Annotated in this window: 2 protein-coding genes; both read left to right on the forward strand. The window is 74.2% G+C overall.

Annotated features, from left to right (window positions below):
- On the forward strand, positions 1-1358 hold a 1358-nt coding region (locus tag E4U92_RS35265; RefSeq protein ID WP_137304536.1), incomplete at its 5' end, for a type I polyketide synthase.
- A 19-nt stretch (positions 1359-1377) separates the two neighbouring features.
- Positions 1378-2180, forward strand: an 803-nt coding sequence (locus E4U92_RS35270; RefSeq protein ID WP_137304537.1) for a beta-ketoacyl synthase N-terminal-like domain-containing protein, incomplete at its 3' end; no start/stop codon positions are given.

Consider the following 2180-nt stretch of genomic DNA (forward strand, 5'->3'; position numbering starts at 1 on the left):
CGGGCGGCACGGTGCTGATCACCGGCGCCACCGGCGCCCTCGGCGGACTGCTGGCCCGGCACCTGGTCACCGAACACGGCGTACGCCACCTCCTCCTCGTCAGCCGACGCGGCCCCGCCGCGGACGGCGCCGACGAACTCCACCGCCACCTCAGCGAACTCGGCGCCCACGTCACCCTCGCCGCCTGCGACGTCGCCGACCGCACCCAACTCGACACCCTCCTCGCCGGCATCCCCCACGACCACCCCCTCACCGGCGTCATCCACGCCGCCGGCATCCTCGACGACGGCGTCTTCACCACCCTCACCCCCGAACGCGTCTCCGCCGTCCTGCGCCCCAAGGCCGACGCCGCCCTCAACCTCCACGAAGCCACCCGCGACCACAACCTCACCCTCTTCGCGCTGTTCTCGTCGATCCAGGGGCTGCTCGGCGGTGCCGGTCAGGCGAACTACGCCGCGGCCAACGTCTTCCTGGACGCACTGGCCCAGCACCGTCGCGCCCACGGACTGCCGGCCGTGTCGCTGGCCTGGGGCCCGTGGGCGGAGGGCGGCATGGCGGCGGGCCTCGACGAGGCCGACCGCAACCGGTTCGCCCGGCTCGGCATGGTCCCGATCGCGCCGCAGCAGGGCCTCGAGCTGTTCGACGCGGCGGTGTCACTGGGCCTCGCGGCGGCCGTACCGCTGCCGGTGGACGGCGCGGCCCTGCGGGCGCGGGCGGCGGACCTGCCCGCGCCGCTGCGCGGCCTGGTCCGCGGCGGTCCGCGCAAGGCCGTGGCCGGCGCGCCGACGGCCGGGGACGCGGGTCGGCCCTCCCTCGCCGAGCGGCTCGCCGGTCTGTCCCCCGACGAGCAGGAGGACCGGCTCGTCGAGCTGGTCCGGGAGGAGGTCGCGCGGACGCTCGACTACGGCGGCCACGACGCGGTGGAGGCCCGCCGCGGCTTCAAGGAACTCGGCATCGACTCCCTGACCGCCGTCGAGCTGCGCAACCGCCTCAACAAGGCCACCGGCCTGCGACTGCCCGCCACCCTGGTCTTCGACCATCCGACCCCCGAAGCCGTCGCCCGCCTGCTGCTCATCGAGCTGGCGCCCAAGGCGGAGGCGACCGACGCCGCGACCGGGCCGGCGGTGCCGGCGGCCGCGGATCTCGGGGAGCCGGACATCCGCCGGATGCTCGCCACCCTGTCGCTCGACCGGCTGCGCGCTTCCGGACTGCTCGAGCGGTTGCTCGACCTCGCCGAGCCGGCACCGGCCGACCTCGCCGGTCCGGCCGCGGCGGCGCCGGAGGCCACCGACCTCGACATCGACGCCCTCGACGTCGACGCCCTCGTCCGCATGGCTCGTGAGAGCCACGACTCCTGAGTCCTGGAGAAGAGACAGCATGAACAGCACCTCGTCCGAAGCGGTCGTGGCCGCGCTGCGGGACTCGCTGAAGGAGACCACCCGGCTGCGGCAGCAGAACCAGGAGCTCCTCGCCGCCGCCCGCGAACCGATCGCCGTCGTCGGCATGAGCTGCCGCTATCCCGGCGGCGTCACCTCCCCCGAGGAGCTGTGGGCGCTGCTGGAGCAGGGCACCGATGCCATTTCGCCGTTCCCCGTCGACCGTGGCTGGGACCTGGAGCGACTGCACGACCTGGATCCGGACCGGCCCGGCACCTCCGCCACCCGTGAGGGCGGTTTCCTGCACGAGGCGGCGGAGTTCGACGCGGAGTTCTTCGGGATCTCCCCCCGTGAGGCGCTCGCCATGGACCCGCAGCAGCGGCTGTACCTGGAGGCGACGTGGGAGGCGCTGGAGCGGGCCGGCATCGACCCGGCCTCGCTGCGCGGCAGCTCCACCGGCGTCTATGCGGGCATCATGTACCACGACTACGGGCCGTACCTGTTCGAGCCCGTCGAGGGCGCCGACGGCCACCGGCTGACCGGCGGTGCGGGCAGTGTGCTGTCGGGGCGGGTGTCCTACACGTTCGGTCTCGAGGGGCCGGCGGTCACCGTCGACACCGCCTGCTCCTCCTCCCTGGTCGCCGTGCACCTCGCCGTGCAGGCCCTGCGCCAGGGCGAGTGCTCTCTCGCACTGGCCGGCGGTGTGACGGTGATGTCGTCACCGGGCACGTTCGTGGAGTTCAGCCGGCAGAACGGTCTGTCCCCCGACGGGCGGTGCAAGTCCTTCAGCGCCGACGCCGACGG

The sequence above is a fragment of the Streptomyces galbus genome, assembly GCF_005280195.1.
Taxonomy (GTDB): Bacteria; Actinomycetota; Actinomycetes; order Streptomycetales; family Streptomycetaceae; genus Streptomyces; species Streptomyces galbus.